We start from the raw sequence: 23,504 nt of genomic DNA on the forward strand, positions 1-23,504 counted from the left end.
CTCAGCCGCCCCCGAACAGCGCGCCGAAGTCGATGTTCGCCCCGTACACGAATCCGCAGACGAGCAGGATCAGTGTGCCCGGCAGCATGAACATGGTGACGGAGAAGGTGGCCTTCGGGACGGCGCGGGCGGCTCGGCGGCGGGCGTTCTGGGCGTCCGTGCGGCGCATGTCCTCGGCGATGGCGATCAGGGTCTCGACGATCGGGGACCCGAGTTCCTCGCCCTGCTGGAGGGCGGTCACGAACTGGGCGACCTGTTCGGAGTCGTTGCGTCGGCGGAGTTCGTCGAAGGCCTGGCGGCGGCTGACGCCCATGTCCATCTGTTGGAGGGTGATGCGGATCTCGTCGGACCACGGGCCCTCGTACTTGCCCGCCACCCGTTCCAGTGCCTGCCGGAAGCCGAGTCCGGCGCTCACCACGACGGCGAGGACGTCCAGGAAGTCGGGCAGGGTGCGTTCGATGTGGTCGCGTCGCACGCGGATCGCCGACCACAGGCCGACCTCGATCCAGAACAGACCGAACGCGACCATCAGCAGCGCGGGTACGAACTGGTCGTTGATGAGCAGGGAGAAGGCGCCGAGCCCGCCCAGGACGGCGTACACGGCCCGGCGGGCCGCGTAGCGGTCGATGGTCAGGCCGGCCGGGTTGCCGGCCATGTCGATCTGGCGGCGCTTGCGGGCGACGCGGTCCCGGCCCATCAGGCGCAGGACGAGCGGGGCCCAGCGGATGCCGAGGCGGTCGACGAGCGAGCCGACGGCGGTGGTGCGGGTGGCGCCGACCTCCAGGGCCAGGGCGAGGTCGCTGGGGAGTTTGACGTCGGCCCGGTAGAGGCGCAGCCCGTACAGGGCGCCGAAGACGGACAGGCCGAGGGCCAGGGCGAGAAGGAGTGCGGTCATCGGTCGGAGCCCCTCACACGTCGATCTTCGACAGGCGCCGGATGAGTACGAAGCCGAGGGCGAAGAGGCCCAGCGCGACGAGGACGGCCGTCTGCCCGATGAACGCCCCCGTCATCCGGTCCAGCGCGCCCGGCATCATCATGTCCACGAGCAGCAGGGAGCCCAGCCCGATGGCCGGTACCAGGTAGGCGGTCACGGTCACCTGCGACAACTGGGTGCGGATCTCCCGCCGTGTCTCCTTGCGTTGCTCCAGCGTCACCGTGAGGTTGCGCAGGCTGCCCACGATGGCGCCGCCGGCCCGGGCCGACAGGACCAGGGTGGAGACGAGGACGACCAGTTCCCGCGAGGGCAGGCGTTCGGTCAGCTCGCCCAGGGACTCCTCGATGGAGTGCCCGATGGCGAGCCGGTCGGCGACTCGGGCGAGTTCCTCTCCGGCCGGGGCCTCCAGTTCCTCGGCGGCCATGCCGATGGCGGTGCGCAGGGCCAGGCCGGCCTGGGTGGCGTTGGCGAGGATGCGGGCCAGTTCGGGGAGCTGGTTGATGAACCGCTCCGTGCGGCGGGCCCGCTGCCAGTTGAGGAAGGCGTTGGCGGACCAGAGGGCGATGAGTGCGGCCACCGGGCCGAAGAACGGGGCGAGGAACGACGCGAAGACCAGCCAGACCCCGGCCACGGACAGCAGCATGTAGACGAAGAACTCGCCGGGGGTGAGGTCCAGGCCGGTGGTGGCCAGCTTGACCTCGATGCGCCGGCCCAGTCGGGTGCGGCGCAGCCGGCGGTCGATCTCCCGGAAGCGGCGTCTGCGCCCCTGGGGCTCGGGGCCGCCGCTCGCGGCGAGGCGTTCGACCAGGGCGGCGTGTTGGGCGCGACCGGCGGAGTAGGCGTGTACGCCCCAGACGACGAGGAGGCCGGCCAGCAGGGTGGCGCCGAGGGTGAGGGAGACGGTTGTGTTCACAGGGTCGTCCGAGTGGTCCGAGTGGTCCGTGCGGTCCGGGTGGCCAACTGGTCGTCCGACATGGCGACCCCGAAGGCCTGCGGAATCGGCTGGTTGTTCATGTAGAGGCGGTCCGCGATCCGGCGGGGCAGCGGGTAGTACTCGAAGTGGCCGTGGACACGGCCGTCCGCTGCCATCGGCTGGGCCGCGAACCGGCACACGGTGGTGATCCGGAACGGCTCGCGGCCGTGTGAGTCGAGGATGGAGATCTCCGTGATGCGGCGCGAGCCGTCGCCGAAGCGGGTCAGTTGGACGACGACGTTGACGGCGCTGTTGATCTGGTCCTGGAGCGCCTCGAAGGGGATCTCCACCTCCGACATGGACGCCAGGGTCTGCAGGCGCATCAGGGCGTCCTCGGAGCTGTTGGCGTGCACGGTGGCGAGGGAGCCGTCGTGGCCGGTGGACATGGCCTGGAGCATGTCGAGGGTCTCGCCGCCGCGGACCTCGCCGACGATGATGCGGTCGGGGCGCATACGCAGGGAGTTGCGTACGAGGTCGCGGATGGTGATCCGGCCGCTGCCCTCGACGTTCGGGGGGCGGGATTCGAGGCGGATCACGTGGGCCTGTTGGAGTTGGAGTTCGGCCGAGTCCTCGATGGTGATGATGCGTTCGCCCTCGGGGATCAGGCCGGAGAGGGCGTTGAGGAGGGTGGTCTTGCCGGTACCGGTGGCGCCGGAGACGATCACGTTCATCTTCGCCTGGATCAGGCCCGACAGGAGCATGAGCATCTGTTCGTCCAGCGAACCGAGGCTGATCATCTCGTGCAGGGTGAACGCGCGGGGGAAGCGGCGGATGGTGAGGGTGGCGCCGGTCAGGGAGAGCGGCGGGATGATGACGTTGACGCGCTCCCCGCTGGGCAGGCGGGCGTCGACCATCGGATTGGCCTCGTCCACGCGCCGGTTGACGGTGGAGACGATGCGCTCGATGGTCTGCATCAGTTGTTCGTGCGAGGCGAAGCGCAGCGGCAGTCGCTCCACGCGGCCGGCGCGTTCGACGAAGATCTGGTCGGGGCCGTTGACCATGATCTCGGAGATCGAGGGGTCTTCGAGGAGCGGTTCGAGGACGCCGAGGCCGAGGGCTTCGTCGACGACGCGGCGGATCAGTTGGGTGCGTTCGACGGTGGAGAGGACGGGGCCCTCGCGGCTGATGATGTGACCGAGTACGCGTTCCAGGCGGGCCCGACGCTCGGTGGGCGCGAGCGCGGACATCTCGGCGAGGTCGATCTCCTCCAGCAGCTTGGCGCGGTACGAGGAGACCAGTCGGCCGTCGTCGCCGTGGCTGTGGCGGTCGTCGGGGGTGTTGACCCGGGAACGCAGGCTCATGGTCCGGTCACCTTCGGGTCGTCGTTGGGCATGGTGGCGGTGGCGGTGGCGGGGTCGATGTCGAGTCCGGGCACGATGGAGTTGATGGTGATGGTCGCCGTCGCGGTGACGGCGTCGGAGGTCGTGGACACGGCCACCCGGGCGCCCAGGCTCGACTTCACCGCCGCCGCGCCCGCGGCCGATCCGGCGCCCGGTTTGCGGGCCTCGACGCGTGCGGCGGTGCGGGCGGCGGTCTCCGCCTGCTGGTGGACGTAGGCGACCCAGCCCAACTGGATGCCGCACAGTGCCACGAAGAGCAGGATCGGGATGAACCCGATGTACTCCAGGGCCACTTGACCCCGGTCACGGCCACGGAATCGACCAGGGGCACGGCCAGGGTCACGGCCGTGGCCACAGTGCGGATCGGGATGCGGATCAGGGTGCCGGTTCACGTCAGTCCTCCTTCTCCAGCGCGGAGCCGCCCTCGCCCGTGATGGGGACTCCGATGTCGAGGCCTGGGAAGAACACGGGGACGTTGAGGTCGACGGTGACCTTGTAGATGTCGCCGGCCTCCTTGCAGTCCGCCTTCATGTTCCAGGCGCCCCCGATGTACTTGCCGGCCGCCGTCACGCATGCCGCGTCCCCGTGTACCGCCCCGACCCGGGCCGCCTCGTCCGCCGCGTTGCCGGCCAGCGAGAACGCGTACCCGATCAGCACGCACTCCCACACCGCCGCCACGAGCAGCAGGATCAACGGGACCATTCCGACGAACTCGACGGCCACCTGCCCCCGGTCCCGACCGGGCCCCCGCACCCGACCCCACGACCGCACAGGTCCCCGCACCCGTCCCCGGGCCAGTCCCCGCACCGATCCGCACACCCGTCCTCGTCCCCGTCCCCGTCTCCGCGCGGGCACCGGTCAGCCCTCCCGGCCGCGCCGCAGCCGGGCCAGCGGCCCGGACGGACGGACCGCCAGTTCGGCGGAGCGCGGCGGCGGGACGGCGCCGTCGGCGGACGCCGCGGTGGTGGGGGCGGTGAGCAGGCCGAGTTCGCCGGCCAGGGTCCACAGGGCCTGTTTCACGGTGGAGCGGTTGTCGAGGTCCTGGACCCGGCCCGCGTCGACGACCGCCTGGAGTTCCTTGAAGGCGGCCGGGACGGGGGTGCGGGTGGGGCGGGTCTTGGTGATCTTCTCGATGAGGGCGGGTTGGATCTCGGTGTGCTTGCTCCAGCGGTTGACGACCATGGTGGTGTCCTCGGCCTTGCGGACCTGGAGGCGTTCCCACATGCGGACCAGTCGCTTCGCCGCGCGGACGGCGACCACGTCCGGGGTGGTGACGAGCACGGCGATGTCGGCCATTTCCACCGCTGCCGCGTTGGCGCCGGTCACCTGGGTGCCGCAGTCGATGACGACGAGTTCGTAGCGGCCGCGCAGGGCGGTCACGACGTGTCGGGCGGCGCGTTCGTCGACCTCCTCGCCGCGTTCGCCGTCGGCGGGGGCCAGCAGCAGCGCGAGTCCGGTCCGGTCGTCGTACACCGCGTCCTGGAGGACCCGGGGCGAGATGTCCTGGATCCCGGCGAGGTCGGCGATGGAGCGGCGGAACTGCACGTCGAGGTACGAGCCCACGTCCCCGCCCTGGAGGTCCATGTCGACCAGGGCGGTACGTCGTCCGGAGGCGGCCGCGGCGAGGGCGAACTGGACGGCCGTGAAGGTGGTGCCGACCCCGCCCTTGGCGCCGGCGACGGTGACCACCCGGCCGCCGGGTCCGGCGGGCAGGTCCGGGCCGCGGCCCAGGTGGCGGCGTACGCCGACGGCCCACTGGGCGGCGGCCTGGACGCGCGCGGCGAGTTCCTCGTAGGCGAGGGGGAGCACGATCAGGCCGCGCGCGCCGGAGTCCATGGCGGCGGCGAAGAACCCGGGTGCGGCGTCGGAGGACACCAGGACCACGCCCACGGCGGGGAACCGGAGGGCGACTTCGCGGATGAGTTCCAGCGCGGGCAGCGGGCCGATCCGCTCGTGGACCAGGACCACCTCGGGCAGGTCGTCGAGGGATTGGGCGGCCAGCCGGGCGAGGGTGTCGAGCAGCGCGGTGGAATCGGGGACCGGGGCGGCCGGCTCGGCGTCCGGGAGCCGGCCGAGGAGGGTGGAGATGGCGCGGGCGGCGTCCGGGTCGCCGGACGCGGGGAGGATTCGGGTGGTCATCCGGGCCTCACTTGTCCCCGTCGAGGGTGTACGTGCGGTCGGCGGGGCCGGGCGCCGAATCGGTGCCGGGGGCCACCAGGGCCAGCCGGACGTGTTCCGCGAAGGATTCGGCGTACGCGACGCGCTGGGTGTCCTTGGTGTTCAGGGCGAAGGTGATCGGGACGGCCTCGGCGGGGCCCTTGCGGTCGCTGTCCTTGTCGAGGGCGGTGAGCTTGCCGACGCCCAGGACGCGGGCGTTGGCGACGATGATCACCGATCGGGAGGGTTCGGTCTCCTTGACGCCCTTGAAGGTGGCGATGATGTTGACCTTGGCGCCGGAGGTGATCTTGCCGGCCACGCCCGTGGCGGCGTCGATCATGATGGCGATCTCCTGCTCACCGGGCTGGAGCTGCGGTTTGTCGACGTACATGTCGCTCTGGAGCAGCGAACCCTTCTTGAGCGTGGTGAGCGCGATCTTGTTCCTGAGCCCGTCGAGGTCGGTGACGGCCGTCTCGGACAGCCACCGTTTGGGGACCGTGACCTGCTCGAACTGGCCTTCCGTGAGCGCGCTGTACGGCGCGATGTCGCCCTTCACGCGGTAGGCGACGACCTCGGCGCCGACCTTGGAGTTGACGTCGCCGATCACCACGAGCACCCCGGCGAACGCCGCGAGGGCGCACAGGATCGACAGGAGGAGCAGGATGACGCCGCGGCGCTGGCGTGAGTTCATGGGCCGTACTACCTCGCCGTTCTTCGTTCGTTCGGGCCGGTGGTCAGGGTCTGGATCGGGATGTCGCGGCCGTGGGCGGTGGGGCCGTCAGCGGGGCTGAGCAGAAGCCGCAGCGGTCGCCGATGAGTTCGAAGCCGCACCATCGGCATTGCTCGCGGCGCACGGAGGCGACCAGTTGGTACAGGACGGACAGGTCCGGGATGGCGGCGGCGAACTCGACGAGCTTCGACGTGGCCCACCAGACGGGCGAGTCGGCGGGCAGCGGGTTCTCCATGACGCCCTGCACCTGCCAGGCGGGGGCCAGTTCGGCCGTCACCCAGTCGGAGGCGAGTTGGCCGCGGGCGAAGGTGAGGTGCGTCGCGAAGCCGGGGCCGGCGGGGAGTCCCGCGGCGGCGCCGCCCGCGCTGTGCGCGCCGGAGGATCCGGAGGCGCCCAGCCTGGCCAGGTGCGGGGTGGGGTGGGCGAGTACGGCGAACTGGGCGCTCGGTGACCAGGATCTGGCGTGGGCCTTGAGGCCGACCGGCACCCGGTCCAGTTTGGCGACGCTGCCGAGCAGGGCGCCCGCGTAGATGTAGTGCGGCAGCAGGCGGGCCGCGGAGGCCAGGACTCCGGGGCTGAAGTCGCAGACGCTGAGCTGGCGGAGCTGACGTACCAGCAGGGCCGTTCCCAGGGGCGGCAGATCGATGTCGAGGAGCGCGATCCGGTCGGTTTCGAGAATGGCCCGTACGGTGTGCAGCCGGCGGATGGTGGCGGGCGGCAGCCAGGGCGGCACGACGACCACGAGGTGGCCGTGGCGCTCCAGGAGCGCGGCGGTCTCGGCGAGGGCTCCGTCGAGGTCGACCTGGTCGGGCGGGCGCAGGACGGCGGCGGTCGGGGTGTGGCGGTCGGGGGCCGGCAGCACCAGATCGACACTGGTGACAGCAATGGCGGTCGGCACGCGAATCCCCCCGTTCACCCTGTACGCCACGGGCGTTCCACCCCCGTCACGCAGTCCCCACGTACGCGCACGGCTGCGCGACCGCAAACGATCCGCGCAGCTCCCCCTTGCCTCAGCACCATATCCGCGTCCCCCCTGGCGGGGCAGGGCCTTGCGGATTCCTGTGCCCGGGGGCAGAGGGCGCAGGTGGCGAGAAATCCGGACATCGGGGATCGGCACACGGGCGACGTAGAGGTCATTTCAAGCCACATTGCCAAGACCCTTGACACCGGGATTGGTCTGGACCAACTTGGCTGCGGGGTCCCCCACTTGCCCCTGTCACGCCTTCCACATCCCCTTCTCCCCCCACCGGAGCCTTCGTGAACCGCATACGCTCCCTCGCCCTGTTGGGCGCCGCCACCCTCGCCGCCGGAGGCCTGACGGCCCTCACCGCCGGTACGGCGCAAGCCGCCGACGTCAACGTCGCCCGGAACGGAGGCTTCGAGTCCGGCCTGTCCGACTGGTCGTGCACCGGCGGCACCGGCGCCGTCGTGTCCTCCCCCGTCTTCGCCGGGGCGGGCGCCCTGAAGGCCACCCCGGCGGGCTCGGACAACGCCCGGTGCAGCCAGACCGTCACGGTCAAGCCGAATTCCACGTACACGCTGAGCACGCAGGTGCAGGGCTCGTACGTGTACCTCGGCGCGACCGGGACCGGCACCCAGGACGTGTCCACCTGGACCCCCGGCTCGGGCGGCGGCTGGCAGAAGCTGTCGACCACCTTCTCCACCGGCCCGGGCACCACCCGGGTGACCGTCTACACGCACGGCTGGTACGGCCAGCCGGGCTTCCTCGTCGACGAGTTCAGCGTCTTCGGCCCGGACGGGGGCGGCGGCACCGACCCTGGCCCGAGCGTCCCGGGCGCCCCCGCCGGGGCCGCCGTTTCCGGCCAGAGCGCGAACGCCCTCACTCTTTCGTGGAACGCGGTGGCCGGCGCCACCGGCTACCACGTCCACCAGGACGGCGTCCGCGTCCAGACGGTGTCCTCGGCCTCCGCCCAGATTTCGGGCCTGACCGCCTCGACCTCGTACTCCTTCCAGGTGAGCGCGTACAACGCGGCCGGCGAAGGGCCCCGGTCCGCAGCGGTGACGGGCACCACCACGGGCGGCGGCGGCAACCCGAACCCGGGCGTCCCCAAGCACGCCCTGACCGGCTACTGGCAGAACTTCAACAACGGGGCGACCGTCCAGAAGCTCTCGGACGTCTCGGCGCAGTACGACATCATCGCCGTCTCTTTCGCCGACGCCACGACCACGCCCGGCGGCATCTCCTTCAACCTCGACTCGGCGGGCCTCGGCGGCTACACCGTGCCGCAGTTCAAGGCGGACATCGCCGCGAAGAAGGCGGCCGGCAAGTCGGTCATCCTGTCCATCGGCGGCGAGAAGGGCACCATCTCGGTCAACGACTCCGCGTCCGCCAACAACCTCGCCGACTCGGCCTGGGCGCTGATGCGGGAGTACGGCTTCAGCGGGATCGACATCGACCTGGAGAACGGCCTCAACCCGACGTACATGACGCAGGCGCTGCGCTCGCTGTCGGCGAAGGCGGGCCCCTCGCTCGTCCTCACCATGGCTCCGCAGACGATCGACATGCAGTCCACGCAGGGCGGCTATTTCAAGACGGCGCTGAACGTCAAGGACATCCTGACCGTCGTCAACATGCAGTACTACAACAGCGGCGCGATGAACGGCTGTGACGGCAAGGTCTACTCCCAGGGCTCGGTGGACTTCCTGACCGCGCTGGCCTGCATCCAGCTCGAAGGCGGCCTCGACCCCTCCCAGGTGGGCATCGGCGTGCCGGCGTCCCCGAGTGGCGCGGGCAGCGGCTACGTCTCCCCGACCATCGTGAACAACGCCCTGGACTGCCTGGCCCGGGGCACGAACTGCGGTTCGTTCAAGCCGTCGAAGACCTACCCGGGGCTGCGCGGCGCGATGACCTGGTCGACCAACTGGGACGCCAAGGCGGGTGGCACCTGGTCGAACGCGGTGGGTCCGAAGGTCCACAGCCTGCCGTAGGCGGTAGGGGTGGGGGTGGCCGTGGACCGCGGTCACATTGGCCGGTTTCGAATTCTTGACCCGGACATGCCATGAGAGCACGCTGTGCGCGTCCGCACGGCACCCCCACCTCCCCACCCAGGAGAACGCATGCGGCTCCACACCCGCCGAAGGGCCGCCGTCACGGCGGCCCTGTTGGCGCTCGCCCTCGGCGCACCCGCCTACGGCCTGAGCGCGACGGCGTCCACCCCACCCACCCCGTCGACCGCGACCCAGGACGAGGCGATCGTCCAGTACGAGATCCAGGGGCCGTCCACGGCCGTCGAGCGCACCGCCCTGCTCCGCACGGGCGTCTCCATCGACGAGGTGGACGCCCGCTCGGTGGTCGTCAGCGCCGACCCCATGCAGGCCAAGAGCCTGCGCGCGCTCGGCTACCGGCTCACGGCGCTGCCCGGTCCGCCCGACCGCTCCGAGCGCGGCGTCGCGGCGAGCCCGATGGACTTCCCGTCCGCCGACTCGAAGTACCACAACTACGCCGAGGCGAACGCGGAGATCGACCAGCGCATCGCCCAGTACCCCGGGATCATGAGCAAGAGGGTCATCGGGAAGTCGTACCAGGGCCGGGACCTGATCGCGATCAAGATCAGTGACAACGTCGCGACCGACGAGGCCGAACCCGAGGTGCTCTTCACCCACCACCAGCACGCCCGTGAGCACCTCACGGTCGAGATGGCCCTGTACCTGCTCAAGGAGTTCGGCTCCAAGTACGGCACCGACTCCCGGGTCACCAACGCCGTCAACGGCCGCGAGATCTGGATCATCCCCGACCTCAACCCGGACGGCGGCGAGTACGACATCGCCACCGGCTCCTACCGCTCCTGGCGCAAGAACCGGCAGCCGAACTCCGGCTCCTCGTACGTGGGCACCGACCTGAACCGCAACTGGGACTACAAGTGGGGCTGCTGCGGCGGTTCCAGCGGCAGCAAGAGCTCCGAGACCTACCGCGGGGCCGCGGCGTCCTCCGCGCCCGAGGTCAAGGTGGTCTCCGACTTCGTCCGCAGCCGGATCGTGGGCGGCAAGCAACAGATCAAGGCCGCCATCGACTTCCACACCTACAGCGAGCTCGTGCTGTGGCCGTTCGGGTGGACGTACAACGACACCGCGCCCGGCCTGAACGCGGACGACCTGGCGGTGTACAAGAAGATCGGCACGAGCATGGCCAACAGCAACGGCTACACGCCGGAGCAGTCGAGCGACCTGTACATCACCGACGGGACGATCGACGACTGGCTGTGGGGCAACCAGCGGATCTTCTCCTACACCTTCGAGATGTACCCGTCCGAGTTCGGGGGCGGCGGCGGCTTCTACCCGCCCGACGAGGTGATCGACCGCGAGACGGCGCGCAACAAGGACGCCGTGCTCCAACTCCTGGAGAACGCGGACTGCATGTACCGCTCGATCGGCAAGGAAGCGCAGTACTGCACGCAGTGACGTGAGCGCCGGTCCACCCCGACGGGGGCGCCCCACCGCCAGGGGGGCGCCCCTCCCGCGCCCCTCCCGCGCCCCTCCGGCGCGGCGGCCCCGCGCGTCGGTGGTCGGCGCCCCTCGGCCCTCCGGCGGCCCGACGTCAGCCGAGGACGGCCAGCGCGTCGATCTCGATCAGCAGCCCGGCGGGCAGGCCCACGTACACGGTGGTGCGGGCGGCCGGGGCCTGCTTCAGACCCTGCTCCTCGAAGTAGGCGTTGTAGAGCGCGTTCATCTCGCCGAAGTGGTCCGTGTCGGTCAGGTAGACGCGGATCATCATCACGTCGTCCCAGGTCGCGCCGCCGGCCTCCAGCACGGAACGGACGTTCTCCAGCGTCTGGAGGGTCTGGGCCCGCAGGGTGGGCCCGGCGGGGGTCGGTGGCTGTCCCTCGACGTGCGGGAGGAAGCCGACCTGGCCGGCGACCTGGAGCAGGTTCCCCTTGCGCACGCCGTGCGAGAACCTCGCGGGCGGGGTCGTGTGGGTGTCGGGGGTGATGGCGATCTTGTCGGTCACTGCGTGTCCTCCTGTGCGGGGTCCTGTACGGGTTCCTGTGCCGGGCCCCGGTCGGCGTCCGGGTCCGGGTCCCGGTCGGCGTCCGGGTCCGGGTCCCGGGCGGCGCCCGAGTACTCCCGGCTGATCGCGTCGGCGCCGCGGCGCACCAGGGGCAGCAGTTCGAGCAGCGCGTCGGCGCCGACCACCACGGTGGGGGCGGAGAGCGACATGGCGGCGACGACCCGCCCGTCCGGCCCGCGCACGGGCGCGCCGACGCAGTTGACGGACTCCTCGTGACCGCCGAAGTCGGTGGCCCAGCCCTGCTCCCGCACGAGGTCCAGTTCGCGCAGGAAGGCCTGCGCGTCCGGGGTGGAGCGGGCGGTGTAGGCCGGGTACTCGATCCGGCCGGCCAGCGCCCGCCGTTCGGCCTCGGGCAGGTCGGCGAGGAGGAGCTTGGCGACGGCGGCGACGGTGAGCGGGACGGGCCTGCCGATGCGGGAGTACATGCGCACCGGGTAGCGGCTGTCGACCTTGTCGACGTACACGACCTCGTCGTCCTGGTGGAGGGCGAGGTGCACGGTGTGGCCGGTGAGCCGGTTCAGCTCGACCAGGTGCGGGTGGGCGATCCCGCGGATGTCGAGGTTCTCGATGGCCTCGGCGGCGAGCGCGAAGATGCGGGCGCCGAGGCGGTAGCGGCCGTCCTGCTGCCGGTAGACGAAGCCCTGTTCGTGGAGCGTGCGCAGCAGTCGCAGGGCGGTGCTCTTGTGCACGCCGAGGTCCTCGGCGACCTCGCCGAGGCCGGCGGGGCCCCGGGCCAGCGCGGGGAGGATCCGCAGGGCCCGCTCCACCGATTGGCTCACGCCGTGTCCTCTCGCAGCGGGCCGCCGTCGCGGGCTCCCGCGGCGGGGAACGGAAGGGGAACGGAACCGACACCGTTGACCCGTCGTCATCCGGGATGTTAGACAGCGACAGGCACCACCCGCAACGCACGTTGCGTCACACGCAACGCGAGAGGATTCCGCATGGGCAGCGAAGCAGTCCGACGTCTGGCCGACGAGCCGGTCGACCACCGGTTCAAGGGTCTCCCCCCGGACGCCGAACGCGCCTCCCTCACCGTCGGGCAGCTCGCGGCCGAACGCCGGAACCTGCACACCGGCGGGTTCACCACCCCCGTCCTCACGCTCGACGCGGATGCCCTCGCCCACAACCTGGCGGCGCTGGAGACCTACGCCGAGCGCCACCACCTGGCCTTCGCCCCGCACGGCAAGACCTGCATGGCCCCCCAGTTGTTCCAACGCCAGTTGGACCACGGCGCGTGGGGCATCACCGCCGCCGTGCCCCACCAGGCCCGTGTCTACCGCGCCTTCGGCATCGGGCGGATCTTCCTCGCCAACGAGCTCGTCGACCCCGCGGCCCTGGCCTGGGTGGCCGACGAACTCGCCGCCGACTCCGACTTCCGGTTCGTCTGCTACGTCGACTCCGTGCGCGGCGTCCAGTTGATGGACCGCGCCCTGCGCGGCCGGCCGGCCGTCGTCGACGTGGTCGTGGAGCTCGGCGCCGGCGAGGGGGCCCGTACCGGCGCCCGCACCGACGAGGACTGCCGCGCCGTCGCGGACGCCGTCGCGCAGACCGACACGCTGCGCCTCGTCGGTGTCGCCGGCTACGAGGCGGAGGTCCCGGACGCCGACCCCGACCGCGTCCACGCCTACCTGCGCCGGCTCACCGGCCTCGCGGTCGAGTTCGACAAGGCGGGCCGGTTCGCCCCGGACGTCGAGGAGATCGTCGTCAGCGCCGGCGGCTCCGCCTGGTTCGACGCCGTCGCGGACGTCTTCGCCGCGATCCCGGAGCTGTCGCGGCCCGTCCTGAAGCTGCTGCGCTCCGGCGCGTACGTCTCGCACGACCACGGCTGGTACACCCGTCTCACCCCCTTCAACCGGGTCCCGGAGGAGGGCGGGCTGCGGCCGGCGTTCCGTCTGTGGGCCCAGGTGGTCTCCCGGCCCTCCCCCACCCAGGCCTTCGTCAACGCGGGCAAGCGCGATGTCGCCTACGACCTCGGGCTGCCCGATGCGGAGCTGGTGCGCGACGCCCTCGACGGGACCGAGCGCCCGGCCACCGGCGTCCGGGTCGTCAAACTGTCCGACCAGCACGCCTGGTTGGAGACGGACTCCGCCGAGGACGTCCGGGTCGGCGACTGGGTGGCGCTCGGCATGTCGCACCCGTGCACCATCTTCGAGAAGTGGCCGTTGATCCCGGTCGTGGAGGCCGACGGCACCGTCACCGACTACGTGCGCACCTTCTTCTAGCCGTGGACCTCGTCGTCCGGGGGGCCCGCGTCGTCGACGGCACGGGCGGGCCCTCGTACCGCGCGGACGTGGGCGTGCACGAGGGCCGCGTCGCCGCGATCGGGAGGCTCGGCACCGGCCGCGAGACCCTCGACGCGCACGGACTGGCCCTCGCCCCCGGGTTCGTCGACATGCACGCCCACAGCGACCTCGCGCTGCTGCGCGACCCGGACCACGGCGCGAAGGTCGCCCAGGGCGTGACCCTGGAGGTGCTCGGCCAGGACGGCCTGTCCTACGCGCCCGTCGACGACCGCACCCGCGCCGAGGTCCGGGCGGCCATCGCCGGATGGAACGGCCCGGGCGACGACGTCGACTTCGACTGGCGCGACGTCGGCGGCTACCTGGACCGCCTCGACCGGGGCGTCGCGGTCAACGCCGCCTACCTCGTGCCCCAGGGCACCGTGCGCGCGACGGTGCTCGGCTGGGACGACCGTCCCGCGACCCCCGCCGAGCGCGACCGGATGCGCGCGCTCGTCGCCGAGGGCCTCGCGCAGGGCGCCGTCGGGATGTCCTCCGGGCTGACCTACACCCCCGGCATGTACGCGTCCGGCGCCGAACTGGCCGAGCTGTGCGCGGTGGTGGCCTCGTACGGCGGCTACTACTGCCCGCACCACCGCTCGTACGGGCGCGGGGCGCTCGCCGCATACGCCGAGATGGTCGAGTTGGCCCGCGGGGCCGGCTGCGCCCTGCACCTCGCGCACGCCACCATGAACTTCGACGAGAACGAGGGCCGGGCCGGGGAGCTGCTGGACCTCCTCGACGCGGCGCTGGCCGACGGCTGCGACATCACCCTCGACAGTTACCCGTACACCGCCGGCTGTACGACCCTCGTCGCCCTGCTCCCGAGTCGGGCCAACGCGGGCGGCCCCGAGGCGGTCCTCGCCCGGCTCGCGGACGACGCCGAGGCCGAGCGGATCCGGTACGCGCTGGAGGTGGAGGGCGCGGACGGCTGCCACGGGGTGCCGGTGGACTGGTCGACGATCGAGATCTCGGGTGTCGGCGATCCGGCCTTCGACGCGTACGTCGGCACGCGCCTGACCGGTTGGGACGCGGCCCGGCGGCTGTTGCTGGGGGACCGGCTGCGGCCGACGATCCTTCAGCACGTGGGGCACGAGGGGAACGTCCGCGCGATCATGCGGCACCCCGCCCACACCGGCGGCTCGGACGGCATCCTGCGCGGCGCGAAGCCGCACCCCCGGGCGTACGGCACCTTCCCGCACTACCTGGGGCACTACGTGCGCGAGCTGGGGGTGCTCACCCTGGAGGAGTGCGTGGCGCATCTCGCGGGCCGGCCGGCGGCCCGGCTGCGGCTGCCCGACCGGGGGCTGGTGCGGGTCGGGTACCGGGCGGACCTGGTCCTCTTCGATCCGGACACGGTCGCGGCCGGGGCCACGTACGCGCGTCCGCGGGTGCTGCCGACGGGAATCCCGCACGTCCTGATCGACGGGCGTTTCGTGATGCGGGACGGTCGCAGGACCGACGTCCTGGCCGGGCGCTCGGTACGACGGACGCCGTATTCCGGCCGCTGACGGTTCAATTGAGCCGCATACGATGTGCGGCATGCTCGCCTTTGCCCCCGCAGCCCTCTTCTTTGTCTTCTTCTGTGCGAGTGTGCGGGAGGACCGGCGGCGATTTCGCAACGCGGTCCTCCTGGGCCTCACCTTCATCAGCCTGGCGATGGCCCTGCTCTTCCAACTCACGCACCTCCCCGACACGCTCGCCAGGATCGTCGCGGTCGCGGTGTTCCTGGTGCCGACCATCGGGGTCGTCGCACTGGCATGCTTCCTCGTCGCCAACGGGGTGACCATGGTCCGCAAGGAAGGCCGCAGCCCGGGCAACCTGCTGTCCCTGCTGGCCGGTCTGGCGATCTTCGCGGTGCTCGCGCTGGCGGTCGTCGCGATGGCGAGCGGCTCGACCAAGGTGGCCGGGATGACCGCCATGGTCATCATGATCGCGGTCTACGTCTCGTTCCTCTTCGTCTGCTTCCTCGCCTACGCCTACCTCTACGGGCGGATCCGGGTGCGCGGCGACGTCGACTACGTGGTGATGCTCGGCTCCGGCCTGATCTGCGGCGACCGGGTCCCCCCGTTGCTGGCCTCCCGGCTGCGCAAGGGCATGCGGATCTACGTGGCCCAGTGCGCCCGGGGCGGCACGGCCCCGCTGCTGCTGCCCTCGGGCGGCAAGGGCTCGAACGAGAAGGTCGCGGAGGCCCGGGCGATGGCCGACTGGCTGATCGCGGAGGGCGTGCCGGCGGACCACGTCGTCCTGGAGGACCGCTCCCGCACGACGGAGGAGAACCTCACCTTCAGCCGGACCATCATGGAAGAGGGGAAGGCGGACTACCGCTGTGTGGTGGTCACCAACAACTTCCACGCCTTCCGCGCGGCCATGATGGCCCGCAAGGTCGGCGTCAACGGCCAGGTGCTGGGCTCCCCGACGGCCGCGTACTTCTGGCCGAGCGCCACGATCCGCGAGTTCGTCGCGGTGTTCGTGGAGCACAAGGGGGTCAACCTGACGGTCTGCGGCGCGCTGTTCGGCTTCGGGGTCCTGCTGACGCTGCTGGCCGGCTAGGCCGTCTCTTTCGGATCCTGCCGGTCAAGCCCGTGGCAAGATCCGAAAGAGACGGCCTGGTCCGGGGTGCCGGGGCGGCCGGTTTCGGGGTCCCGACCGGGCCGACGTGCGTTCATGGGGATGTCGCCGCAGGATGGGGGCCAGGGGGCATCGGAGGAGGTACGCGATGGACAGTGAATCGGACCAGCGGCCCAGCCGACCGGCCCACCTCTACACCGGGTCGGAGCGTCCGTTCGACCCTGAGGACCTTGTGATGGCGCGCGGCCAGGAGCCGACTCCGGAGCGGCTCGAAAAAGCGCGTCAGATGATCGAAAAGGAGGGTCCGGCGGCGCTGGAACGCTACCTCCCGTAGCGCGCGCCTCCCGACCGGGCGCCGCCACCCGTCCCGACACGTTCGCGACGCGTCGGGCGGCGCCCGCGTCAGTGCACGTCCGGACCCTGTGGCCACAGCACGGGCTCCGCACCCACCCCCTTGCGCACGGGCACTTGCGTCTGCATTAATGAATGAACAGTCATTCATTAATGAATCGAGCGAACGATGGCAGGACGACCGAGGGGTGTGGACGACGCGACGATCCTGCGCGCCGCCGTCGACGTGATGGGACGGACGGGGCCGGCCAAGCTGACACTGGCCGCCGTGGCGCGCGAGGTCGGGCTGGTGCCCGGCACGCTCGTCCAGCGCTTCGGATCCAAGCGTGGACTCCTGCTCGCCCTGTCCGAGTACGGCGTCCGCGACGTCGCGGAGCTGCGCGAGCGGGCGGTACGGGAACACGCCTCGCCCCTGGACGCCTTGGACGCGCTGATCGCCGCCGCCTGGAGCCCGATGGCCGGCCCGGAGGCGTACGCGAACCACCTGGCGGCCCTGTGCACCGACCTGACCGACCCGGAGTTCCGTCGGCATGCCCTGGCCGCCCAGCGGGCCCACCACGAGGCCTGCCACACGCTGCTGACCCGCGCCGCGGCCGCCGGCGAGCTGCGCCCGGACACCGATGCCACCGCCCTCGCGGCGGCCGTACAGGCGGCCGTCACGGGGGCGGGGCTGCTGTGGGCCGTCGACCACGAGGGCACGTTGGCGGGGCGCCAACGCGTCGCCCTGTCGGCGGCCCTGGAACCACACCGAACCCAGCGAGGGGACCCGTCTTGAGCAACGCCGACCACGTGAGCGACGCCAACACCCGCACCACCCGCACCTTCCGCACCGCCGTCACCATCGGCGTCAGCCTGGACGGCTTCATCGCCCGCCCGGACGGCGACATCGAGTGGCTCACCAGCCGGGGCGAGGAGGCCGGGGACTCGGGCTTCGAGGAGTTCATGGCCGGCATCGACACCCTCGCCATGGGCCGCAACACCTACGAGAAGGTGCTGACCTTCGGCTTCTGGCCGTACGAGGGCAAGCGCGTGGCCGTCCTCAGCACCACCCTGACCGCGGACGACCCGCGCATCACCGTTTACCGCACCCTGGACGACCTGCTGGCCGCCCTGACCGCACAGGGCGCGAAGAACGTCTACGTGGACGGCGGGCTCGTCGTCCAGACCTTCCTGCGCGAGGGCCTCCTGGACGAACTCACCCTCACCACGGCCCCGGTCCTGCTGGGCTCGGGCATACCGCTCTTCGGCCCCCTGCACGCGGACGTGGACCTGACGCTCGACTCGGCCAAGGCCCTCGGCGGGGGCTTCACCCAGGCGACCTACCGGGTGGACCGGGCGTCCCGCGCGGGCGGGGCCTCCCCGACCCGTCCCCCGAGGTGACGAGCGCAACACGATCGTCACCCCCCCTGCGCACACACCCGTTCCGCAGGGCGGGGCCTGCGCCTGACCCGCGTTTCCAAGGACGGACCGCGCCGCCACCCACGCATCGCGCGTAATGGGGCAAATCCTCCCCCTCTTCGTGGTGCGCAATTCGAAGCGGGTCCGCTGCGGGCCCCGTAAGCTCCCGTCATGCAGGTGATCCAGTCAACGAAACTCGCCAATGTCTGCTACGAGATCCGCGGGCCCGTGCTCGAAGAGGCCATGCGGCTCGAAGCGGCAGGTCATCGCATCCTCAAGCTCAACACCGGCAACCCCGCGGCCTTCGGCTTCGACTGCCCGCCGGAGATCCTTGAGGACATGCTCCGCAACCTGGGCAACGCCCACGGTTACGGGGACGCGAAGGGGCTGCTCTCCGCGCGGCGCGCGGTCGTGCAGCACTACCAGACCAAGGGCATCGAGCTGGACGTCGAGGACGTCTACCTCGGCAACGGCGTCTCCGAGCTGATCCAGATGTCGATGCAGGCGTTGCTCGACGACGGCGACGAGGTACTGGTCCCCGCGCCGGACTACCCGCTCTGGACCGCCTCGGTCAGCCTGGCCGGCGGCACCGCCGTCCACTACCGCTGTGACGAGCAGGCCGACTGGATGCCGGACCTCGCGGACATCGAGCGGAAGATCACCGACCGCACCCGCGCACTCGTGATCATCAACCCGAACAACCCCACCGGCGCCGTCTACGACGACGAGATGCTGCGCGGCCTCACGGACATCGCGCGCCGCCACAACCTCGTCGTCTGTTCGGACGAGATCTACGACCGGATCCTGTTCGACGGCGCCACGCACACGAACACGGCCGCGATCTCGCCGGACCTGCTGACCCTGACCTTCAACGGGCTCTCCAAGAACTACCGCGTCGCCGGCTACCGGGCCGGCTGGATGGCGGTCTGCGGCCCCAAGCAGCACGCCTCGTCGTACATCGAGGGCCTGACGATCCTGGCGAACATGCGGCTGTGCGCCAACATGCCCTCGCAGCACGCCGTCGCCACCGCCCTCGGCGGCCGGCAGTCGATCGTCGACCTGGTCCTGCCCGGCGGGCGACTGCTGGAGCAGCGCGACACCGCGTACGACCTGCTGACGCAGATCCCCGGCATCACCTGCGTGAAGCCGAAGGGCGCCCTGTACCTCTTCCCGCGGTTGGACCCGTCCGTCTACAAGATCAAGGACGACCGGCAGATGGTCCTCGACCTGCTGCGATCCGAGAAGATCATGGTCGTGCACGGTACGGGCTTCAACTGGCCGGAGCCCGACCACTTCCGCATCGTGACGCTGCCGAACGCCAAGGACCTGGCGGACGCGGTGACGCGGATCGGCACCTTCCTCGACGGCTACAGCCAGCCGTAGGGGCAGGGCGGCCGGCCGGATCGGGCCGGTCTACCGGATCGAGCACAACTTTAGAACCAATCCAATGTAGGATGGCTTCCTGACCACGCAGGAGGCCTCCTCATGTACGAGCCGATCCGCACCAAGTCGGCCGTCCATCACATGGACGGCGGCCGCACCGACTACCCGCACAGCAGCCGCGGCGAAGCGCTGGACATCCAGCTCTCCGGGCACCTCTCGGCGCTGCTCGCCGTCACCGACGGCCTCGGGCTCGACGAGGCCGGCGACCGGATCGCCGAACAGGTCACCCGGCTGCGCGGCGCCCGACCCGCCCGACTGCGTCAGCCGCGGGCCGAGAGCACCGCCGCGCTCCACCAGCGGGCGCACGACCTCGCAGCCCGCGCCCTGCTCGTCGCCGCGTCCCGCGCCGACACCACCGCCGCGATCCTCGCCGCCGAGCGGATGGACGCGCACGCCGCCGCCCTGCGCTCCGCCGACGCGGACCTGGCCGGCGCCCACTGACGGCCCCGGTCCGGGGCCGCGGAGGCTCCGGACCGGGTGCCATGTACCCGCGCGATCAGAACACCGGGGTCAGGACGCCGGGGTCAGGACCACGCCGGGAGCAGAACACCGGGGTCGGGACACCGAGGCCCGGGACGGGCGGCGGGGTCGGGACACCGAGGCCCGGGACGGGCGGCTCACGGCGTGCTCGCCGAGGGCGTCGGGCCGAACTCCGCCCCCGCCACCCCGCACCACGGCACCTTCGCGGCCGGCCACACCGGACCCACCACCTCGGCGTGTTCCGTCGCCCCCCGCGCCACCCCGGGGATCCGGGCCAGCGCCTGGGCCGCGCGACCGCCCGGCTCGGGCTCGGCGCTCTCGCGGAACTCCACCGTGACCAGGTACGCGCTCACGCCCGGGACCCGGCCCGTCACGTCGACCCCGGCCACCACCCTGCGGCCGACCGGATCGACGCGGCACGAGGTGACCCGTACGTCGTCCGCCGCCGCCCCCGGCGGGACCTCCGGCGGCGCACCCGATCCCTCGCCGCTGGCCCACACGTACAGGCCCAGCGGGGCGAACACCAGCAGCCCGGCCAGCACCACCAGACCGACCAGCCAGCCCTGCCACTTCAACGCGCTCACGCCCATGGCACGATCCTCCCGGCAGCCCGCCCCTCCCACCAGCACCCACGGGCCCACACAGCATTTCGAAGCGGGACCGCCCGGACCCCGGCCGTCCACTCGACGCGGTGGATCGGCGCGCCGGCCCGACGGGCCGAAACGCGTGACGGCGGACCTCCGTGAAACGGAGATCCGCCGTCAGCAGACGCACACGACATACCTCGGGGAGCGCGAACGCTCCTGACGATGGTCACGTGCTGCGGTGGGAACCGCTTGGTCGGGGGCTCCCACGTTCTCGGGCCCCGGATGGGGCGGGCGGGTCAGCCCAGGCGCTCGACGAGCGCGTGGTACTGGTCCCACAGTTCCTTCGGCGTGTGGTCGCCGTAGGTGTTCAGGTGCTCGGGGACCAGCGCGGCCTCGTCGCGCCAGATCTCCTTGTCCACCGTGAGGAGGAAGTCCAGGTCGGCGGCCGGCAGGTCCAGACCGTCGGTGTCGAGGGAGGCCACGGTCGGCAGGACGCCGATCGGGGTCTCGACGCCCTCGGCGGTGCCGTCGAGGCGCTCGACGATCCACTTCAGGACACGGCTGTTCTCACCGAAGCCCGGCCACACGAACTTGCCCGCGTCGTTCTTGCGGAACCAGTTCACGTAGTAGATCTTCGGGAGCTTGGCCTGGTCCTTGCCCTTGGCCACATCGACCCAGTGGCCCATGTAGTCACCCATGTTGTAGCCGCAGAACGGCAGCATGGCGAAGGGGTCGCGGCGCAGCTCGCCGACCTTGCCCTCGGCGGCGGCGGTCTTCTCGGAGGCGATGTTCGAGCCGATGAAGACGCCGTGGTTCCAGTCGAAGGACTCGGTGACCAGCGGCACGGCGGAGGCGCGGCGGCCACCGAAGAGGATCGCGGAGATCGGGACGCCCTTGGGGTCCTCCCACTCGGGGGCGATCGTCGGGCACTGGGAGGCCGGGACGGCGAACCGGGCGTTGGGGTGGGCCGCCGGGGTCTCGCTGTCCGGGGTCCAGTCGTTGCCCTTCCAGTCGATCAGGTGGGCGGGCGACGTCTCGGTCATGCCCTCCCACCAGACGTCACCGTCGTCGGTGAGCGCGACGTTGGTGAAGACGGTGTTGGCGTACATCGTCTTCATGGCGTTGGCGTTGGTGTGCTCGCCGGTGCCGGGCGCGACGCCGAAGAAGCCGGCCTCGGGGTTGATCGCGTACAGGCGACCGTCCTCGCCGAAGCGCATCCAGGCGATGTCGTCGCCGACGGTCTCGACGGTCCAGCCGGGGATCGTGGGCTCCAGCATGGCGAGGTTCGTCTTGCCGCAGGCGGACGGGAAGGCGGCGGCGATGTACTTGGCCTCGCCCTGCGGCGGGGTGAGCTTGAGGATCAGCATGTGCTCGGCCAGCCAGCCCTCGTCGCGGGCCATGACGGACGCGATGCGCAGGGCGTAGCACTTCTTGCCGAGCAGGGCGTTGCCGCCGTAGCCCGAGCCGTAGGACCAGATCTCGCGGGTCTCGGGGAAGTGCGAGATGTACTTGGTGGTGTTGCAGGGCCACGGCACGTCGGCCTGGCCCTCGGCGAGCGGAGCGCCGAGGGTGTGGACGGCCTTGACGAAGAACCCGTCGGTGCCGAGCTCGTCGAGGACGGGCTGCCCCATGCGGGTCATGGTGCGCATGGCGACCGCGACGTAGGCGGAGTCGGTGATCTCGACGCCGATCGCGGAGAGTTCGGAGCCGAGGGGGCCCATGCAGAACGGGACGACGTACATCGTCCGGCCCTTCATGGAGCCGCGGAAGATGCCCTGCCCACCGTCCGTGCCGGTGAAGAGGGCCTTCATCTCGGCCGGGGCCTTCCAGTGGTTGGTCGGGCCCGCGTCCTCCTCCTTCTCGGAGCAGATGAAGGTCCGGTCCTCGACGCGCGCGACGTCGGAGGGGTCGGAGGCGGCGTAGTACGAGTTCGGGCGCTTGGCCGGGTCGAGCTTCTTGAACGTGCCCTGGGCGACGAGCTCCTCGCACAGGCGCTCGTACTCGGCCTCGGATCCGTCACACCAGACGATCCGGTCCGGCTCGGTCAGGGCGGCGATCTCGTCGACCCAGGAGGTCAACGCCTTGTGCTGCGTCGGGTTGGAAGTGGGAGCCGCGTTGTCGCGCGCCACGATCGCTCCTTGTTGAGGGGTTTGTTGGTGTTTGCCCCGTGGGGGCTGCGACCCGGACGCTTCGCGCTCCGCTCATCCGGTGCCGACCGCACTCATCTGATCATCCGGTGCATGTGCGCATATGTCCAGGGGGCTTCTCACGTGAGCATCGCCACTCGCGTCAATCTTCCGTAAAGAGCACTGCCGGAAACCTACGGACCCGTAGGTAGCATGTGGCCATGACTTCTGACGCCGCCGCCGCTCCGGCATCCGAGGCCGCCGCCCCGGCCGATCCGGCCCACCCGGTCGTCGAGGCCGTCGAGGCCGTCGAGGCCGTCGAGTCCGCCCTGGAACACAAGCCGCTCCTGCGCGGCTGGCTCCACCTGGGAATGTTCCCCGCCGTGATCGTCGCCGGCCTGGTGCTGATGGCCTTCACCGACTCGACCGAGGCGCGCGTCGCCTGCGGGGTCTACATCCTCACGGCCTGCCTGCTGTTCGGCGTCAGCGCGGTCTACCACCGCGGCACGTGGGGCCCCCGCGGGGAGGCGATCCTGCGGCGGCTCGACCACGCCAACATCTTCCTGATCATCGCGGGCACCTACACCCCGCTGACCGTCCTGCTGCTCCCGCCCTCCACGGGGCGGACCCTGCTGTGGGCGGTGTGGATCGCCGCCGGCGCCGGCATCGCCTTCCGCGTGTTCTGGGTCGGCGCCCCGCGCTGGCTGTACACGCCCTGCTACATCGCCATGGGGTGGGCGGCCGTCTTCTTCCTCCCCGACTTCATGCGGACCGGCGGCATCGCCGTCCTCGTGCTGGTGATCGTCGGCGGGCTGCTCTACAGCGTGGGAGGCGTCATCTACGGCATGAAGCGCCCCAACCCCTCCCCCCGCTTCTTCGGGTTCCACGAGGTGTTCCACTCGCTGACGCTCGCGGCCTTCGTCGCCCACTACGTGGGCATCTCCCTCGCCGCCTACCAGCACTGACGTCGCTCCGGGCGGTGGGGGGGGGGGGGGGGGGGCCCCCCCCCCCCCCCCCCCCCCCCCCGGGGGGGCCCCCCCGGGGGGGGCGCCCCGGGGCGGCCCGCGGCCCCCCCCCCCGGCGGGGGCCCCCGGCGCCCCACCCGCCCC

Annotated in this window: 23 protein-coding genes; 11 read left to right on the top strand and 12 right to left on the bottom strand. The window is 71.4% G+C overall.

The window, feature by feature from the left end:
* Window position 1: 1 nt before the first annotated feature.
* The 8 genes from ACFYW3_RS11095 to ACFYW3_RS11130 all read right to left on the bottom strand — a co-directional run bounded on the left by ACFYW3_RS11095 (window position 2) and on the right by ACFYW3_RS11130 (window position 7,032).
* Entirely contained in the window at window positions 2-895 is an 894-nt protein-coding gene (locus tag ACFYW3_RS11095; RefSeq protein ID WP_351753721.1) for a DUF5936 domain-containing protein, read from the bottom strand.
* Window positions 896-908: 13 nt separating this feature from the next.
* Window positions 909-1,847 carry a type II secretion system F family protein gene (locus tag ACFYW3_RS11100; RefSeq protein ID WP_351753719.1) on the bottom strand — a complete coding sequence of 313 codons (939 nt, stop codon included), beginning with the start codon at window positions 1,845-1,847 and terminating at the stop codon, window positions 909-911.
* Window positions 1,844-3,208 carry a CpaF family protein gene (locus ACFYW3_RS11105; RefSeq protein WP_351753716.1) on the bottom strand — a complete coding sequence of 455 codons (1,365 nt, stop codon included), beginning with the start codon at window positions 3,206-3,208 and terminating at the stop codon, window positions 1,844-1,846. Before ACFYW3_RS11105 ends, ACFYW3_RS11100 begins: the two co-directional genes overlap by 4 nt.
* Window positions 3,205-3,540 (bottom strand): TadE/TadG family type IV pilus assembly protein, encoded by a 336-nt coding sequence (locus tag ACFYW3_RS11110; RefSeq protein WP_351753714.1) that lies wholly within the window; start codon window positions 3,538-3,540, stop codon window positions 3,205-3,207. Before ACFYW3_RS11110 ends, ACFYW3_RS11105 begins: the two co-directional genes overlap by 4 nt.
* A gap of 100 nt (window positions 3,541-3,640) precedes the next feature.
* Window positions 3,641-3,970: a TadE family protein gene (locus ACFYW3_RS11115; protein ID WP_351753711.1), complete on the bottom strand. Its 330-nt coding sequence runs from the start codon at window positions 3,968-3,970 to the stop codon at window positions 3,641-3,643.
* 135 nt (window positions 3,971-4,105) lie between these two features.
* Window positions 4,106-5,386 carry a P-loop NTPase gene (locus ACFYW3_RS11120; protein WP_351753708.1) on the bottom strand — a complete coding sequence of 427 codons (1,281 nt, stop codon included), beginning with the start codon at window positions 5,384-5,386 and terminating at the stop codon, window positions 4,106-4,108.
* Between the two features lie 7 nt (window positions 5,387-5,393).
* Window positions 5,394-6,095: a Flp pilus assembly protein CpaB gene (gene cpaB / locus ACFYW3_RS11125; RefSeq protein ID WP_351753706.1), complete on the bottom strand. Its 702-nt coding sequence runs from the start codon at window positions 6,093-6,095 to the stop codon at window positions 5,394-5,396.
* 43 nt (window positions 6,096-6,138) lie between these two features.
* Entirely contained in the window at window positions 6,139-7,032 is an 894-nt protein-coding gene (locus ACFYW3_RS11130) for a hypothetical protein (protein ID WP_351753703.1), read from the bottom strand.
* Window positions 7,033-7,391: 359 nt separating this feature from the next.
* Here ACFYW3_RS11130 and ACFYW3_RS11135 point away from each other — a divergent pair, with 359 nt between their 5' ends.
* Window positions 7,392-9,083, top strand: a complete 1,692-nt coding sequence (locus tag ACFYW3_RS11135; protein WP_351753700.1) for a glycoside hydrolase family 18 protein — start codon at window positions 7,392-7,394, stop codon at window positions 9,081-9,083.
* Window positions 9,084-9,212: 129 nt separating this feature from the next.
* A complete protein-coding gene (locus ACFYW3_RS11140) occupies window positions 9,213-10,553 on the top strand; it encodes a M14 family metallopeptidase (RefSeq protein ID WP_351753698.1) in 1,341 nt (446 codons plus the stop codon).
* Window positions 10,554-10,689: 136 nt separating this feature from the next.
* On the opposite strand, the gene ACFYW3_RS11145 is transcribed toward ACFYW3_RS11140, so the two are convergent.
* Both ACFYW3_RS11145 and ACFYW3_RS11150 read right to left on the bottom strand, forming a co-directional pair.
* The gene (locus tag ACFYW3_RS11145; protein ID WP_351384041.1) at window positions 10,690-11,100 is read right to left on the bottom strand and encodes a RidA family protein; all 411 of its coding nucleotides are present in this window, start codon (window positions 11,098-11,100) and stop codon (window positions 10,690-10,692) included.
* Window positions 11,097-11,939 (bottom strand): IclR family transcriptional regulator, encoded by an 843-nt coding sequence (locus ACFYW3_RS11150; protein WP_389386118.1) that lies wholly within the window; start codon window positions 11,937-11,939, stop codon window positions 11,097-11,099. Before ACFYW3_RS11150 ends, ACFYW3_RS11145 begins: the two co-directional genes overlap by 4 nt.
* Before the next feature lie 162 nt (window positions 11,940-12,101).
* Here ACFYW3_RS11150 and ACFYW3_RS11155 point away from each other — a divergent pair, with 162 nt between their 5' ends.
* The 8 genes from ACFYW3_RS11155 to ACFYW3_RS11190 all read left to right on the top strand — a co-directional run bounded on the left by ACFYW3_RS11155 (window position 12,102) and on the right by ACFYW3_RS11190 (window position 19,643).
* A complete protein-coding gene (locus ACFYW3_RS11155) occupies window positions 12,102-13,382 on the top strand; it encodes an amino acid deaminase (protein ID WP_351753692.1) in 1,281 nt (426 codons plus the stop codon).
* Window positions 13,383-13,384: 2 nt separating this feature from the next.
* Complete coding sequence (locus ACFYW3_RS11160) at window positions 13,385-14,950, top strand: amidohydrolase family protein (RefSeq protein ID WP_389386119.1); 1,566 nt, start codon at window positions 13,385-13,387, stop codon at window positions 14,948-14,950.
* A 31-nt stretch (window positions 14,951-14,981) separates the two neighbouring features.
* Entirely contained in the window at window positions 14,982-15,992 is a 1,011-nt protein-coding gene (locus ACFYW3_RS11165) for a YdcF family protein (RefSeq protein WP_389386120.1), read from the top strand.
* A 166-nt stretch (window positions 15,993-16,158) separates the two neighbouring features.
* Window positions 16,159-16,344: a hypothetical protein gene (locus ACFYW3_RS11170; RefSeq protein WP_351753685.1), complete on the top strand. Its 186-nt coding sequence runs from the start codon at window positions 16,159-16,161 to the stop codon at window positions 16,342-16,344.
* Window positions 16,345-16,551: 207 nt separating this feature from the next.
* Entirely contained in the window at window positions 16,552-17,136 is a 585-nt protein-coding gene (locus tag ACFYW3_RS11175) for a TetR/AcrR family transcriptional regulator (RefSeq protein WP_389386121.1), read from the top strand.
* Entirely contained in the window at window positions 17,133-17,741 is a 609-nt protein-coding gene (locus ACFYW3_RS11180; RefSeq protein WP_389386122.1) for a dihydrofolate reductase family protein, read from the top strand. The genes ACFYW3_RS11175 and ACFYW3_RS11180 overlap by 4 nt, the downstream gene beginning before the upstream one ends.
* A 189-nt stretch (window positions 17,742-17,930) precedes the next feature.
* Complete coding sequence (locus ACFYW3_RS11185; protein WP_389386123.1) at window positions 17,931-19,142, top strand: pyridoxal phosphate-dependent aminotransferase; 1,212 nt, start codon at window positions 17,931-17,933, stop codon at window positions 19,140-19,142.
* A 102-nt stretch (window positions 19,143-19,244) separates the two neighbouring features.
* Window positions 19,245-19,643: a hypothetical protein gene (locus tag ACFYW3_RS11190; protein ID WP_389386124.1), complete on the top strand. Its 399-nt coding sequence runs from the start codon at window positions 19,245-19,247 to the stop codon at window positions 19,641-19,643.
* Window positions 19,644-19,819: 176 nt separating this feature from the next.
* Here ACFYW3_RS11190 and ACFYW3_RS11195 read toward each other — a convergent pair whose 3' ends face one another.
* Together ACFYW3_RS11195 and ACFYW3_RS11200 are read right to left on the bottom strand one after the other, a co-directional pair.
* A complete protein-coding gene (locus ACFYW3_RS11195; protein ID WP_351753676.1) occupies window positions 19,820-20,266 on the bottom strand; it encodes a hypothetical protein in 447 nt (148 codons plus the stop codon).
* A gap of 299 nt (window positions 20,267-20,565) precedes the next feature.
* Window positions 20,566-22,398, bottom strand: coding sequence for a phosphoenolpyruvate carboxykinase (GTP) (locus tag ACFYW3_RS11200; RefSeq protein WP_053682158.1), 1,833 nt, complete (start codon window positions 22,396-22,398; stop codon window positions 20,566-20,568).
* Window positions 22,399-22,616: 218 nt separating this feature from the next.
* On the opposite strand from ACFYW3_RS11200, the gene ACFYW3_RS11205 reads away from it, so the two are divergent.
* A complete protein-coding gene (locus tag ACFYW3_RS11205; protein WP_389386125.1) occupies window positions 22,617-23,360 on the top strand; it encodes a hemolysin III family protein in 744 nt (247 codons plus the stop codon).
* Window positions 23,361-23,504 lie beyond the last annotated feature (144 nt).

The sequence above is a fragment of the Streptomyces sp. NPDC002602 genome (assembly GCF_042889445.1).
GTDB lineage: Bacteria > Actinomycetota > Actinomycetes > Streptomycetales > Streptomycetaceae > Streptomyces.

Bases quoted from the DNA above. Each gene is read 5' to 3' on its own strand.
- ACFYW3_RS11095 (WP_351753721.1), bottom strand. From the start codon at position 895: ATGACCGCACTCCTTCTCGCCCTGGCCCTCGGCCTGTCCGTCTTCGGC.
- ACFYW3_RS11105 (WP_351753716.1), bottom strand. From the start codon at position 3,208: ATGAGCCTGCGTTCCCGGGTCAACACCCCCGACGACCGCCACAGCCAC.
- ACFYW3_RS11120 (WP_351753708.1), bottom strand. From the start codon at position 5,386: ATGACCACCCGAATCCTCCCCGCGTCCGGCGACCCGGACGCCGCCCGC.
- cpaB (WP_351753706.1), bottom strand. From the start codon at position 6,095: ATGAACTCACGCCAGCGCCGCGGCGTCATCCTGCTCCTCCTGTCGATC.
- ACFYW3_RS11140 (WP_351753698.1), top strand. From the start codon at position 9,213: ATGCGGCTCCACACCCGCCGAAGGGCCGCCGTCACGGCGGCCCTGTTG.
- ACFYW3_RS11155 (WP_351753692.1), top strand. From the start codon at position 12,102: ATGGGCAGCGAAGCAGTCCGACGTCTGGCCGACGAGCCGGTCGACCAC.
- ACFYW3_RS11165 (WP_389386120.1), top strand. From the start codon at position 14,982: ATGCTCGCCTTTGCCCCCGCAGCCCTCTTCTTTGTCTTCTTCTGTGCG.
- ACFYW3_RS11170 (WP_351753685.1), top strand. From the start codon at position 16,159: ATGGACAGTGAATCGGACCAGCGGCCCAGCCGACCGGCCCACCTCTAC.
- ACFYW3_RS11185 (WP_389386123.1), top strand. From the start codon at position 17,931: ATGCAGGTGATCCAGTCAACGAAACTCGCCAATGTCTGCTACGAGATC.
- ACFYW3_RS11190 (WP_389386124.1), top strand. From the start codon at position 19,245: ATGTACGAGCCGATCCGCACCAAGTCGGCCGTCCATCACATGGACGGC.
- ACFYW3_RS11205 (WP_389386125.1), top strand. From the start codon at position 22,617: ATGACTTCTGACGCCGCCGCCGCTCCGGCATCCGAGGCCGCCGCCCCG.